General features: G+C 71.9%; 12 protein-coding genes, 1 pseudogene and 1 riboswitch. Of the genes and pseudogenes, 8 read left to right on the forward strand and 5 right to left on the reverse strand.

Annotation, left to right across the window (positions count from 1 at the left end; all coding sequences use genetic code 11):
- Positions 1-36: 36 nt before the first annotated feature.
- Positions 37-516 (reverse strand): carboxymuconolactone decarboxylase family protein, encoded by a 480-nt coding sequence (locus NP777_RS13410; protein ID WP_256650356.1) that lies wholly within the window; start codon positions 514-516, stop codon positions 37-39.
- Positions 517-562: 46 nt separating this feature from the next.
- Between NP777_RS13410 and pdxR the strand changes: the two genes are divergently transcribed.
- The 3 genes from pdxR (at position 563) to NP777_RS13425 (ending at position 3,760) form a co-directional block, all read left to right on the forward strand.
- Positions 563-2,071 carry a MocR-like pyridoxine biosynthesis transcription factor PdxR gene (gene pdxR, locus NP777_RS13415; protein ID WP_256650357.1) on the forward strand — a complete coding sequence of 503 codons (1,509 nt, stop codon included), beginning with the start codon at positions 563-565 and terminating at the stop codon, positions 2,069-2,071.
- A gap of 129 nt (positions 2,072-2,200) precedes the next feature.
- Positions 2,201-2,557, forward strand: coding sequence for a hypothetical protein (locus tag NP777_RS13420; protein WP_256650358.1), 357 nt, complete (start codon positions 2,201-2,203; stop codon positions 2,555-2,557).
- Between the two features lie 15 nt (positions 2,558-2,572).
- The gene (locus NP777_RS13425) at positions 2,573-3,760 is read left to right on the forward strand and encodes a glutathionylspermidine synthase family protein (RefSeq protein WP_256650359.1); all 1,188 of its coding nucleotides are present in this window, start codon (positions 2,573-2,575) and stop codon (positions 3,758-3,760) included.
- A gap of 155 nt (positions 3,761-3,915) precedes the next feature.
- Here the strand turns inward: NP777_RS13425 and rocD are convergent, their stop codons facing one another.
- Positions 3,916-5,136: an ornithine--oxo-acid transaminase gene (rocD, locus tag NP777_RS13430; protein ID WP_256650360.1), complete on the reverse strand. Its 1,221-nt coding sequence runs from the start codon at positions 5,134-5,136 to the stop codon at positions 3,916-3,918.
- 32 nt (positions 5,137-5,168) lie between these two features.
- Positions 5,169-5,266, forward strand: a riboswitch (ZMP/ZTP riboswitch).
- Between the two features lie 39 nt (positions 5,267-5,305).
- Between rocD and NP777_RS13435 the strand changes: the two genes are divergently transcribed.
- Positions 5,306-6,577, forward strand: coding sequence for a serine hydroxymethyltransferase (locus tag NP777_RS13435; RefSeq protein WP_256650361.1), 1,272 nt, complete (start codon positions 5,306-5,308; stop codon positions 6,575-6,577).
- Positions 6,578-6,951: 374 nt separating this feature from the next.
- On the opposite strand, the pseudogene NP777_RS13440 reads toward NP777_RS13435, so the two are convergent.
- Positions 6,952-7,491 (reverse strand): annotated as a pseudogene (locus NP777_RS13440) (RNA polymerase sigma factor); the annotation flags it as partial.
- Positions 7,492-7,567: 76 nt separating this feature from the next.
- Between NP777_RS13440 and trpS the strand changes: the two are divergent.
- Both trpS and NP777_RS13450 read left to right on the forward strand, forming a co-directional pair.
- Positions 7,568-8,581 (forward strand): tryptophan--tRNA ligase, encoded by a 1,014-nt coding sequence (gene trpS / locus NP777_RS13445; RefSeq protein WP_256650362.1) that lies wholly within the window; start codon positions 7,568-7,570, stop codon positions 8,579-8,581.
- Between the two features lie 236 nt (positions 8,582-8,817).
- Positions 8,818-9,414: a 2'-5' RNA ligase family protein gene (locus tag NP777_RS13450; protein WP_256650363.1), complete on the forward strand. Its 597-nt coding sequence runs from the start codon at positions 8,818-8,820 to the stop codon at positions 9,412-9,414.
- Positions 9,415-9,502: 88 nt separating this feature from the next.
- Here NP777_RS13450 and NP777_RS13455 read toward each other — a convergent pair whose 3' ends face one another.
- The gene (locus NP777_RS13455; protein ID WP_256650364.1) at positions 9,503-10,255 is read right to left on the reverse strand and encodes an SDR family NAD(P)-dependent oxidoreductase; all 753 of its coding nucleotides are present in this window, start codon (positions 10,253-10,255) and stop codon (positions 9,503-9,505) included.
- A gap of 170 nt (positions 10,256-10,425) precedes the next feature.
- On the opposite strand from NP777_RS13455, the gene NP777_RS13460 reads away from it, so the two are divergent.
- Positions 10,426-11,460 carry a YihY/virulence factor BrkB family protein gene (locus tag NP777_RS13460; protein ID WP_256650365.1) on the forward strand — a complete coding sequence of 345 codons (1,035 nt, stop codon included), beginning with the start codon at positions 10,426-10,428 and terminating at the stop codon, positions 11,458-11,460.
- 21 nt (positions 11,461-11,481) lie between these two features.
- Here the strand turns inward: NP777_RS13460 and NP777_RS13465 are convergent, their stop codons facing one another.
- Positions 11,482-12,846 carry a D-alanyl-D-alanine carboxypeptidase family protein gene (locus NP777_RS13465; protein WP_256650366.1) on the reverse strand — a complete coding sequence of 455 codons (1,365 nt, stop codon included), beginning with the start codon at positions 12,844-12,846 and terminating at the stop codon, positions 11,482-11,484.
- Between the two features lie 106 nt (positions 12,847-12,952).
- Between NP777_RS13465 and NP777_RS13470 the strand changes: the two genes are divergently transcribed.
- Complete coding sequence (locus NP777_RS13470) at positions 12,953-13,204, forward strand: SCO4848 family membrane protein (protein ID WP_037953585.1); 252 nt, start codon at positions 12,953-12,955, stop codon at positions 13,202-13,204.
- Positions 13,205-13,248: the final 44 nt, after the last annotated feature.

Here is a 13,248-nt window from a genome sequence, read left to right on the forward strand (position 1 = left end):
GCCCCCGCCGTCATCAACGACGACGGGGGCAGATGGTCACACGGTCGGCTTGTAGGCACCGGGGACCATGCGGGTGGTGACACCGATGCGGTTCCAGGCGTTGATGGTGAAGATCAGGGCGATGACCTGGGCCAGTTCCCGCTCCTCGAAGTGCTTGGCGGCCCGCTCGTAGACCTCGTCCGGGACGAAGCCGTCGGTCAGGACGGTGACGGCCTCGGTCAGGGCGAGGGCGGCCTGCTCCTTCTCGGTGTAGAGGTCACCGGCCTCCTCCCAGGCGTTGAGCAGGTAGAGGCGGTCCTCGGACTCGCCCGCCGCGCGGGCGTCCTTGGTGTGCATGTCGATGCAGAAGGCGCAGTGGTTGAGCTGGGAGGCCCGGACTTTGACCAGCTCGGCCAGCGTCGGGTCGACGCCCTTTCTGGCGGCCGCGTCCAGGGTGACCATGGCCTTGTAGACCTCGGGGGCGGCCTTGGCGAACTGCATCCGGGGGCCGTGCGCGTGCGAAGTTCCGGTCGTCATGCCTCCACGCTAGAGGCCGGGCGGCCCAGGGGTATGGTCCACTTCCATGGCGGATTCATGGGCCACTCCGAGGGGCGAACCCGGACAGCGGACGGACGGCCCCGGGCACCGGGCGGGTGGCCCGGCCGGGCCGGGGGCGGATCTCCATCTGGATCTGCCGCGGGGTGGCGGGACCGGGGTGCGGGACGCGCTCATCCGGGCCCTGCGCGACGCCGTCCGCGGCGGGCGGCTGGCCCCGGGCACCCGGCTGCCCTCCTCCCGCTCCCTCGCCGCCGACCTCGGCATCGCCCGGAACACCGTGGCCGACGCCTATGGGGAACTGGTGGCCGAGGGCTGGCTGACGGCCCGGCAGGGCTCGGGCACCCGGGTCGCCCGGCGCGTCGTGCCGCCCGAGCCCGCGCCGCCGCGCACCCTCCCGCCCGCCGCCGTGGCCGCCACCCGGCCCACCTACGATCTGCGGGCCGGACAGCCCGATGTCTCGGCCTTTCCCCGGTCCGCCTGGCTCTCCGCGGCCCGGCGCGCCCTGACCGCCGCGCCGAACGACGCCTTCGGCTACGGCGACCCCGCCGGACGGCCCGAGCTGCGGCGGGTCCTGGCCGACTATCTGGCCCGCGCCCGCGGGGTGCGGGCCGCGCCCGAACGGATCGTGGTCTGCGCGGGGTTCGTCCAGGGGCTGGCCCTGCTCAGCAGGGTGCGGGCGAAGACCGGACACCGTGAGGTGGGCGTGGAGTCCTACGGGCTCGACGTCCACTGGAACGTGATGCGCGGGGCCGGGCTGCGCACCGTGCCGCTGGCGGTCGACCGGCAGGGCGCGCGGACGGCGGAGCTGGACCGGTCGGCCGGGCTGCGGACCGTTCTGCTCACCCCGGCGCATCAGTTCCCCACCGGGGTTTCGCTGCACCCCGACCGGCGCGCCGCCGTGGTCGACTGGGCGTCGCGGGTGGGCGGGCTGGTGCTGGAGGACGACTACGACGGGGAGTTCCGCTATGACCGTCACCCGGTCGGGGCGCTCCAGGGGCTCGACCCCGAGCATGTGGTCTATCTGGGCACCGCGAGCAAGAGCCTGGCGCCCGCGCTGCGGCTGGCCTGGATGGTGGTGCCGGACCAGCTGCTGGGCGACGTCCTCGCGGTCAAGGGAACGGGGGAGTGGCAGTCGGGCGCGCTGGACCAGCTGACGCTCGCGGAGTTCATCGACTCCGGCGCGTACGACCGCCATGTGCGCGGTATGCGGATGCGCTACCGGCGCCGCCGCGACCAGTTGGTGGCCGCGCTCGCCGAACGCGCCCCGCGGGTGCGGGTCACGGGCATCGCGGCGGGGCTGCACGCGGTGCTCCAACTGCCGCCCGGCACCGAGCGGTCCGTGGTGCAGGGCGCGGCCTGGCAGGGCCTGGCCCTGGACGGGCTGTCCCGCTACCGCTACCGCGAGCAACATGAGCCGTCCGCGCCCGGACCGGGCCCGGACGGGCAGCCGGACGCGCTGGTCTTCGCCTATGGCGCGCCGCCCGACCACGCCTTCACGGGCGCCCTGGAGGCGCTGTGCCGGGTGCTGCCCTGAAGGCCACGCCGCCGTTGCCCTAAGCTGGACGGTCGCGGTCCCGGGGACCTGGGGAGAGGACGGCCCCGGGCGGGTCGGCGGCCTCGGGGGAGATGGCGGCCCCGGGGGAGAGGAACGGGGGAGACGGGGATGGAACGGAAGACGACGCGGCGGCTGCGGTCGAGCACGGTGATCCTGGGCGGTATGGGCGCGCTGGCGGCGGCGCTCACCTCCTGTGGTTCGGAACCGGACAAGCGCTGTGTGGACCGGAACAGCTATGACGCGCTGAACGGCTACCGGGTCGTCGACTCCAGTGCCTGCAAGGGAACTTCGTCCACCACGGGCGGCAAGGGCAAGAAGAGCCGGGGCCGGGGCACCTCGGGCGTGGACGGCGAGTGGTACTACGACTCCGACGTCAGCGGCCGCTGGGCGGACTACGGCACCTTCGACAAGAGCAAGGCGGCCGACCGGGGCGGCTTCGGCTGCTCGGGCTCCAGCGGCGGCTGAGCGGGCCGCGCCACGATGAAGCGCCACACCATCGACCCCCGCCCCGGCTGGCAGTCCACGGTGGAGGAGCAGGGGGTCATCTATCCGCTGACCCGCTACCCGGACGGCTCGCTGCGCCCCTACTGGGACGAGAGCGCCTACTACGCCTTCTCGCTGCCCGAGGTCGAGGCGCTGGAGGAGGTGGTCGAGGAGCTGCACCGGATGTCGCTGGCCGCGGCCGCCCATATCGTGGAGACCGGCCGCTTCGCCGACCTCGGCATCGAGGATCCGCGGCTGGCCGGGCTGATCGCCGAGTCCTGGCACCGCAGGGCCGAACAGCCCAGCGTCTACGGCCGGTTCGATCTGCGCTACGACGGTGAGTCGGGCCCGGCGAAGCTGCTGGAGTACAACGCCGACACGCCCACCTCGCTGGTGGAGGCGGCCAGCGCCCAGTGGTTCTGGATGGAGGACCGCTTCCCGGGCGCCGACCAGTGGAACTCCCTCCATGAACGGCTGGTGGACGCCTGGCGCGCCCAGGCGGCGCTGCTGCCGCCTGGCACGCCCCTGTACTTCGCCTATTCGGCCGGGGACGAGCTGGGCGAGGACCTGATGACGGTGGCCTACCTCCGCGAGACGGCCGAGCAGGCCGGGCTGTGGACCGAGGCGATCTCCATGGAGGACATCGGCTGGGAAGGGCTGTCGGGCCGCTTCGTCGACAAGCGGTTCCGCTTCATCCGGAGCTGCTTCAAGCTCTACCCCTGGGAGTGGCTGGCCACCGACCGGTTCGGCCCGCATGTACTGGACACGCTGGACAACGGGGGCGGCACCGGATCCACCCTGTGGATCGAACCGGCCTGGAAGATGCTGCTGTCCAACAAGGCGCTGCTGGCCGTGTTGTGGGAGCTCTTCCCGGACCACCCCCATCTGCTGCCCGCCTACCTCGACGGCCCCCGGGAACTGGCCCGCACCACCGGCTATGTGGCCAAACCGCTGCTGGGCCGCGAGGGCGCGGGGGTCACCGTGCATCCACCGGGCGAGGAGCCGGTCGTGCGCGACGAGCCGTGCTGCTACCAGGAGCTGGCGCCGCTGCCCGACTTCGACGGCAACCGCGTGGTGCTCGGCACCTGGGTGGTCGAGGGCGAGTCGGCGGGGCTCGGCATCCGCGAGTCGGCGGGGCTGGTGACGGACGAGTACGCGCGCTTCATCCCGCACGTCATCCTCTGAGCCGCGCGGGGCCACTGTGCCGTACCGGGCCACTGTGCCGCGCGGGGCCACCGTGCCGTGCCGGGCCACTGTGCCGCGCGGGGCCACCGTGCCGTGCCGGGCCACTGAGCTGCGCGGGGCCACCGAGCCGCGCGGGCCCACCGAGCCGTACGCGTTCACTCGGCCAGCACCGCCCTCAGCCGATCCAGCCCCCACTCCAGATCCTCCTCGCTGATCACCAGGGGCGGGGCGATCCGGATCGTGGTGCCATGGGTGTCCTTGACCAGTACTCCGCGATCCATCAGCCGCTCGGAGATCTGCCGCCCGGTGCCCCGCGACGGTTCGATGTCCACCCCTGCCCACAGCCCCCGGCCGCGCACCTCCTGGACCCCCTTTCCCCGCAGCAGCCCCAGCTCCCGGTGGAGCAGCTCGCCCAGCGCGGCCGAGTGCCGCTGGAACTCCCCGGTTCGCACCATGGCGATGACCTCCAGGGCGACCGCGCAGGCGAGCGGGGAGCCGCCGAACGTCGAGCCGTGCTCCCCGGGGCGGTGCACCCCCAGCACCTCGCGGGAGGACACCACCGCCGACACCGGCACCACCCCGCCGCCCAGCGCCTTGCCCAGCACATAGACATCGGGGACCACGCCCTCGTGCTCACAGGCGAAGGTGGTACCGGTGCGGCCGAGGCCCGACTGGATCTCATCGGCGATGAACAGCACATTCCGCTCCCGGGTCAGCTCCCGGACCCCGGCCAGATAGCCGGGCGGCGGCACCACCACCCCCGCCTCGCCCTGGATCGGCTCCAGCAGCACCGCGACCGTCTCCTCGGGCGCGGCGTCGAGCGTCGCCGCCATCGCCGCCAGATCCCCGTACGGCACGATCGAGAACCCCGGGGTGAAGGGGCCGTGGTCGGCACGGGCCTCGGGGTCGGTGGAGAAGCTGATGAGGGTGGTCGTCCGGCCGTGGAAGTTGTTCCTGGCGGCGATGATCCTGGCCCGGCCGTCCGGGACGCCCTTGATCCGGTAGCCCCATTTGCGGGCGGTCTTGACGGCCGTCTCCACCGCCTCCGCGCCCGTGTTCATGGGCAGCACCATCTCCATGCCGCACAGCTCGGCCAGCTCGGAGCAGAAGGCGCCGAAGCGGTCGTGGTGGAACGCGCGGGAGGTGAGGGTGACCCGGTCCAGCTGGGCCTTGGCGGCCTCGATCAGCCGGCGGTTGCGATGCCCGAAGTTGAGCGCCGAGTATCCGGCGAGCAGATCGAGATAGCGGCGGCCCTCGACATCGGTCATCCAGGCGCCTTCGGCGGACGCGACGACGACCGGCAGCGGATGGTAGTTGTGCGCGCCATGGGCCTCGGCGGCGGCGATGGCCCGCTCCGCGGGGCGTCCCGATCCCATCTTGTCCTCCTTGTCTCACTAGCTAGAGTGGGGGTGCGCATCGTGACTGGCGAGCCGAGCGTGGAACCGACCACGAGGAAGCGATGCGCGGCCACAGCGCCACGAGGTGCCGCCCGCCTGGGCACCCCGGGACACGACCGGACCGTCACCGATCGCCCCGGAGGACTCGATGAGCCTGCCCCTGTCCCATCCCGCCCTTCTCGCCGCCGACCCCGAACTGGCCTCCCTCGTCGGCGCCGAGGAGCTGCTGCAGTCCGAGACCCTGCGCCTGATCCCGAGCGAGAACTATGTCTCCGCCGCCGTCCTGGAGGCCTCCGGGACGGTGCTGCAGAACAAGTACAGCGAGGGCTACGCGGGCCGCCGCTACTACGAGGGCCAGCAGGTCATCGACCAGGTGGAGACCCTGGCGATCAACCGGGCCAGGGCCCTCTTCGGCGCCGAGCACGCCAATGTCCAGCCCTACTCCGGCTCGCCCGCCAACCTCGCGGTCTATCTGGCCTTCGCCAAGCCCGGTGACACCGTGATGGGCATGGCACTGCCCATGGGCGGTCATCTCACCCACGGCTGGGGCGTCTCCGCCACCGGCGCCTGGTTCCGCGGCGTCCAGTACGGGGTGCGGCAGGACACCGGCGTGATCGACTTCGACCAGGTGCGCGAGCTGGCCCGCAAGGAGCGGCCCAAGCTGATCTTCTGCGGTGGCACGGCGGTGCCCCGCACGATCGACTTCGCCGCCTTCGCGGAGATCGCCCGCGAGGTGGACGCGGTGCTCGTGGCCGATATCGCGCATATCGCCGGTCTGATCGCGGGCGGCGCCCATCCCTCGCCCGTCCCGTACGCCGATGTCATCTCCACCACCACCCATAAGACGCTCCGGGGTCCGCGCGGCGCGATGCTGATGTCGCGCGAGACCCATGCCAAGGCCCTCGACAAGGCCGTCTTTCCCGGGCTCCAGGGCGGCCCGCACAACCAGACCACCGCCGCCATCGCGGTGGCCCTGCACGAGGCCGCCCAGCCCGCCTTCCATGACTACGCCCGGGCCGTGGTCGCCAACGCCAAGGCGCTCGCCGAGGAACTGCTCGCCCGCGGCTTCGATCTGGTCTCCGGCGGCACCGATAACCATCTGATCCTGATGGACCTGACGCCCAAGGAGGTGCCGGGCAAGGTCGCGGCCAAGGCCCTGGACCAGGCCGGGATCGTGGTGAACTACAACACCGTGCCGTACGACCCGCGCAAGCCCTTCGACCCCTCCGGCATCCGGATCGGCACCCCCTCCCTCACCTCGCGCGGCCTGTCCACCGAGCACATGCCCGCCGTGGCCGACTGGATCGACCGCGGGGTGTCCGCCGCGAAGAGCGGTGACGAGGGCGCCCTCACCAAGATCAGGGCCGAGGTGTCCGAGCTGATGGCGGCCTACCCGGCGCCCGGTCTGCCGACCGGCTGACCCCCGGCACGGGGCCCTGCCCGGCCTCCAGGCCGGGCAGCGGCCGCCACCACTGCTCCTCCCGGATCCGGTCGTCGTCGGCCACCGGCACCGGCAGGCCCACGATCCGGGCGAGCACCCGCTCGACCAGCGTCTCCCCGCCCTCCGGCGGGACGCCGCCCTCCGGTGCCCCCGAGGGCGCGCCTGCCTCCGGCTCCACGCCGCCCGCCCGCGACACGCCGTGCCGCGACGGTCCGCCGGAGGGCGGTATCCCCGGCCCCCGCCCGAGCGCCCGCAGCTCTCCGGGCAGCCCTTCCTCGTCCATCTCCTTCGCCTCCCCACTCCATCTCATCGGCGGTCTCCCTCTCGGTCTCACACGTCTCCCTCTCGGTCGCCGACGCCTCCGACGGCCCCAGCAGCCGCTCCAGCCGTCTCAGGGCGCGGCTCAGCCGTGATTTCACCGTGCCGCGAGGCCAGCCCAGCGCCTCCGCGGTCTCCCCCTCGTCCAGATCCAGCAGATAGCGGTGGACCACCACCCGCCGCTGCGGCTCGCTCAGCTTCTCCAGCGCGGCCAGCAGCCGCGCCCGCCGCTCGCCCGCCAGTGCCACGGCCGCCGGATCGGCCGACTCCGGTATCACCGGCTCGGCTCCGGCCAGCAGCGCCCCCTCCCGGTCCGCCGCCGTGCGCCTGCGGCGCGCCGAGCGCACCGCGTTACTCGTCTCATGGGCGACGATCCGCAGCAGCCAGGGGCGGAACGCCGCCTCGCTCTGGAACCGCCCGAGCGCGAGATACGCCTTCACAAAGGCGTCCTGCACCACATCCTCGGCATCCGCGCCCGCCCCGAGCAGCCGGGCGGTGCGGTGCGCGATCGGCGCATGGGCCCGCACCAGCTCGGCGTACGCCTCGGCGTCACCGGCCCGCACCCGCTCGATGATCTGTGCTTCACCAGTCCTCACACATCTCATACACCGGCGGACGGAGTCTGGTTCCACACCTGAGAGAATGGGTGCCATGGCCCTCGATCGTCCCCGTGCGCTCTCCGGTATCCAGCCCACCGCAGGTTCCTTCCACCTCGGCAACTACCTCGGCGCGATCCGGCAGTACGTCGCGCTGCAGGAGACCCACGACGCGTTCTACACCGTGGTCGACCTGCACGCGATCACCGTGCCGCAGGATCCGGCGGAGCTGCGCGCCAACAGCCGGCTCGCCGCCGCCCAGCTGCTCGCCTCCGGTCTGGACCCGGACCGCTGCACGCTCTTCATCCAGAGCCATGTGCCCGAGCACGCCCAGCTCGGCTGGGTGATGAACTGTCTCACCGGCTTCGGCGAGGCGTCCCGGATGACGCAGTTCAAGGACAAGTCGGCCAAGCACGGCGCCGACCGGGCCACCGTCGGTCTCTTCACGTACCCGATCCTCCAGGTCGCGGACATCCTGCTCTACCAGGCCAACCACGTCCCCGTCGGCGAGGACCAGCGCCAGCACATCGAGCTCACCCGCGATCTGGCCGACCGCTTCAACGGCCGCTTCGGCGAGATCTTCACCGTCCCCGAGCCGTACATCGTCAAGGAGACGGGGAAGATCTACGACCTCCAGGACCCGACGATCAAGATGAGCAAGTCGGCGTCCACGCCGAAGGGCATCGTCAGCCTCCTCGACGAGCCCAAGGTCTCCGCGAAGAAGATCAAGAGCGCGGTGACCGACCTCGAGACGGAGATCCGCTTCGACGAGGAGAAGAAGCCGGGCGTCAGCAATCTGCTGACCATCTACTCCACCCTGACCGGCACCGCCATCGCGGAATTGGAGCGCCGTTACGAGGGCAAGGGGTACGGCGCGCTCAAGACCGAGCTCTCCGAGGTGCTGGTCGAGTGGGTCACCCCGTTCCGCGAGCGGACCCAGGAATACCTGGGCGACCCCGCGACGTTGGACGGAATCCTGGCCAAGGGCGCGGACAAGGCCCGAGCCGTCGCCGCCGAGACGCTGGCCGCCACCTACGACAAGGTGGGCTTCCTGCCCGCGGCGCGCTGAGCGGCACGCCGAGCGCCGTGCGCACCGCCCGGTGAGCACGGCGCGCCCCGCGCACGTATGAATACGGGCCCGCGCGGACAGCGGAACACACCGGTCCGGCCCCCTGACCAGGGGGCCTTTGGCCGGGTATGCCGAAGGACCGAGGAATCTAGCCGCGAGGGCGGCGCAGCCGCCACACTGACACGGGTGCAGCGGCCAGAACCCAGCAGCCCGGGAGGGCCAGGAGGGAGAACGCAGTGGGGACCGTAACGCTCGGCGTTTCGATCGCGGTCCCGGAGCCGTACGGCAGCTTCCTCCAGGAGCGGCGCGCGGGCTTCGGGGACCCGGCCGCCCATGGGATCCCCACGCATGTCACCCTCCTGCCGCCGACCGAGGTCGACGCCTCGGCGCTGTCCGCCGTGGAGGACCATCTGGCGCGGGTCGCGGCCGAGGGGCGGCCGTTCCCGATGCGGCTGCAGGGCACCGGCACCTTCCGGCCGCTCTCGCCGGTGGTCTTCGTCAGGATCGTCGAGGGCGCGGAGGAGTGCGCGGTGCTCCAGGAGCGGATCCGGGCGGAGTCCGGGCCGTGCGCGCGTGAGCTGCAGTTCCCGTACCACCCGCATGTCACGGTCGCGCACGGCATCGACGAGGAGGCGATGGACCGGGCGTTCGCGGAGCTCAAGGAGTACGAGGCCGCCTGGACGATCACCGGCTTCGCGCTGTACGAGCAGGGGGCGGACGGGGTCTGGCGGCTGGACCGCGAATACCCTTTCGGGGCGGACGAACTGCCGGGCGGTGCCCCGCCCGTGGTGCCTCGTCAGGCTGATCTCTCGCGTCCGGCGGCGCCCCGCTAGGCGCGCTGCGGGGTTGCGGAGCGTTGGTCGTCTGCGGGTTCGTTGTGGCTGGTCGCGCAGTTCCCCGCGCCCCTGCGGGGCGCCCCGCTCAGATCAGCGGTCGGCGGGAGACGGACCGGGGAAGCAGGCGGCGTGCCGCCGTCGTCAGCCGTAGTGCGCGTGGTGCCCAGACGGCCGGGGCGCGGCGCCGCAGCCCCTCCTCGATGGCCTCGGCGACCGCCTGGGGCGTGGTGGCCAGCGGTGCGGGCCGCAATCCGGCCGTGAGCTTCGTACGGACGAAGCCGGGGCGTACGACCATCACATGGACGCCCGTGCCGCGCAGCGCGTCCCCCAGCCCCTGGGCGAACGCGTCGAGCCCGGCCTTGGCGGAGGCGTGGATGAAGTCGGTGCCGCGAACCCGTCCGGCGGCGGAGGAGAGCACCACCAGTGCGCCATGACCCTGGCGGCGCATGGCGTAGGCGCAGATCAGGGCGGCGGAGACGGCGCCGGTGTAGTTGGTCTGGGCGACCCGGACCGCCGCCGGGGGATCGGTCTCGTCCCGCGCCTGGACGCCCAGGACCCCGAAGGCCGGCAGCACCAGGTCGATGTCGCCCTCCGCGAAGACCTTGCCCAGGGTCACCTCGTGGGCCCCGGGGGCGAGCGCGTCGAAGGGCACCGTAAGGGTGTCGGCACCGAGGTCCCGCAACTGCCGCGCGGCCGACTCCAGGGCGGGCGAGGGACGGCCGGCCGGCCAGACCGTACGGGCGCGCCGGGTGATCAGGCGGCGGACGGTCGCCAGGGCGATCTCGGACGTGCCGCCGAGGACGAGCAGCGACTGCGGGGAACCGACGACGTCCTTCATGGAGGGAACTTGTCCCCCCGATCCAGGGCATATGGAGTGATTGTGCGTCCGTATGTCCGCCCTCACCGAAAAGAGTGATGAGGGGAGCGCCGGTCCGGGGAACCCGGATATCCGTACCGCGCGCCCGGCGCGCCGAGGAATGACAACGCGCAGAAGGGTAGTTGCTGATCATGGAATCGTTGACCCGGCTGCCTGTCGTCGGCCCTGCTCTGGCCTGGCTGATGCGCACCCACGCCTGGCGTACCTACGAGCGGCTCGACCGCGTCCACTGGACCCGGCTCGCCGCCGCGATCACGTTCACCAGCTTCATCGCCTTCTTCCCGCTCGTCGCCGTCGGGGCGGCGATCGGCGCCGCGACGCTCAGCCAGTCGCAGATGGCGCAGCTGCAGAAGAAGCTCGCCCAGCAGATCCCCGGTATCTCCGGCCAGCTCGACCTGGGTGCGCTCGTCCAGAACGCCGCCACGATCGGGGTCGTCGCGGGCGCCCTGCTGCTGTTCACCGGCATCAGCTGGGTGGGCTCGCTGCGCGAGTGCCTGCGCGCCGTATGGGAGCTGGAGGAGGATCCCGGCAATCCGCTGGTGCGCAAGGGCAAGGACGCGTTCGTGCTGGTCGGGCTCGGCGGGGTGGCGCTCGTGTCGTTCGCCGTGTCCGCCCTGGCCGCCACCGCCGTGGGCCGGGTCGCCCGGCTCATCGGCATCCCCGAGAACGGGGTCGGCGGCTGGCTGCTGCGGATCGCCGCGTTCCTCATCGCCGTCGGCGCCGACTTCCTGCTGCTGTGCTACGTGCTGACCTGGCTCCCGGGGGTGGAGCCGCCCCGCCGTACGGTCGTGGTCGCCGCGCTCATCGGGGCGATCGGCTTCGAACTGCTCAAGCTGCTGCTCAGCAGCTATCTGAAGGATGTCGCCGCCAAGAGCATGTACGGGGCGTTCGGGGTGCCCATCGCGCTGCTGCTGTGGATCAACTTCACCGCGAAACTCACGCTGTACTGCGCAGCCTGGACCGCCACCCCGCCCGCCGCCCAGGCCGAGCACCAGGAGGAATGGGCGGCGGAGGCGGACAAGGCCAAGCCGTCGGAGTCGTCCGGGCCGTCGGAGCCGGCCAAGCCGTCGGAGCCGTCCGGGCCGCCCGAGCCGTCCGGTCCGCCCGAGCCGGAGGTCGAGAAGCACCGCGCCGGCGGGCCGGAAGGCCCGCCGGCGGCGGCGTGAAGGAGTGGTTCAAGGAGTGGTTCAGTCGCGTGAGCGGCGGCGCACCAGCTCCGGGAGCGGCCAGCGGCGGTGCACCCCGAAGGCCACCGCGCCCAGCAGCGCCAGGGAGCCGCCCGTGATGCCCACGGCGGTCCACATGCCGCCCGAGCTTCCGTTGTCCGTCGAGACGGACGCCTGGGCGTGCTTATGGCCGTCCTCGCCGCCTGCCGAGGGGTGGTTCGCGCCCGCCGCGCCCGGCCGGACGAGGGTGCCGACCGGGTTCACCGAGCCCGACGCCTCGAACCCCCAGTCGAAGAGCTTCGCGGTCTCCTTGTAGACCTCGTTCGGCTGCTGCTCCTGCGGATTCATGACGGTGACCAGCAGCACCCGGTCGCCGCGCTGGGCGACCCCGGTGAAGGTGGCGCCCGCGTTCGTGGTGTTGCCGTTCTTGACCCCGGCGATGCCCTTGTAGGGCTCCACGCCGAGGCCGGTCAGCAGCCGGTTGGTGTTCTGGATGCCGAAGCTGGAGCGGGTCTTCTTGCCCTTCTTGTCCTTCTCGAACACACCGGGGAACTGCGCGGTCGCCGTCGAGCAGTACTCCCGGAAATCCGCCTTCTGCAGCCCCGAGCGGGCGAAGAGAGTCAGGTCGTACGCGCTGCTGACTTGGCCTTTCTCGTCGTAGCCGTCCGGGGTGACCACATGGGTGTCCCGGGCGTTCAGGTACTTCGCGTGTGCCTGCATCTCCCTTACGGTCGCCGGGACCCCGCCGTTCATGGCCGCCAGCACATGCACCGCGTCGTTGCCCGAGCGCAGGAAGACGCCGAGCCACAGGTCGTGGACCGAATAGGTGTAGTTCTCCTTGACCCCGACCAGACTGCTGCCCTCGCCCATCCCGTCCAGGTCGGACAACTGCACCTTGTGGGTCTTCGTCTTCGGCATCTTCGGCAGCAGCGTGTCCGCGAACAGCATCTTCAGCGTGGACGCGGGCGGCAGCTGCCAGTGGGCGTTGTGCGAGGCGAGCACATCGCCCGACTCGGCGTCGGCCACCAGCCACGACTTCCCGCTGAGCCCCTTGGGCAGCGCGGGCGCGCCCGGCTTCGGATCCACCTGGGTGTCGGGGCGGCCGAGCCGCTTCCCGCCCACCGTGGACATGTGCGCGGGCGGCTTGACCGCGTCGCTGGAGCCGCCCGGCTGGTCGGCGGCGTGCGCCGGGGCGGCGGCGAGCGGACCGCACAGCAGGAGGGCGGCGGCGGTGGCGGCCAGCGGGGCCACGGCGCGGCGGGCGGGGGTGCGGCCCTTGCCGGAGATCTTGCCGGAGACCTTGTCCGTGCTCTTGCCGGTGCTCTTGCCGGTGCTCTTACGGGTGCTGTGTCGGACGTGAGTGCTGGTGAAGGAAGGTGTGGGCACGGAGGTGAACGTACCTGGCGTCGCTGAGGAGAGCGACCGCAGCGCCGCCGTATTGACGACAGACCCCCGCGTGGGGGTATGGGAGGCCGTGTCCATACTGGAGACCATGAAGCTCAGCCGCCCCGTGTCCTGGTTCCTGCTCGCCTTCGGGGTCTGGAGCTGGGTCATCTGGTTCACCTTTGTCAAAAATTTGTGGAAGGACGCCAGCGGACTCGCCTTCGACGACTCCGGCGACCCCACCGCGTACTTTTGGGTGCATCTGCTGCTCGCGATCACCTCGTTTCTCTTGGGGACGGCGATCGGGGTGATCGGGTTGCGTGGTGTGCGCGCCCTGCGTCGGAACGACGCCTCCGAGTAGCCGTTCCAGACAGCTGTGTGGCAGGCGGCCGTGGCAGACAGCCG

It is taken from the genome of Streptomyces rugosispiralis (genome assembly GCF_024505145.1).
GTDB classification, from domain to species: Bacteria; Actinomycetota; Actinomycetes; order Streptomycetales; family Streptomycetaceae; genus Streptomyces; species Streptomyces rugosispiralis.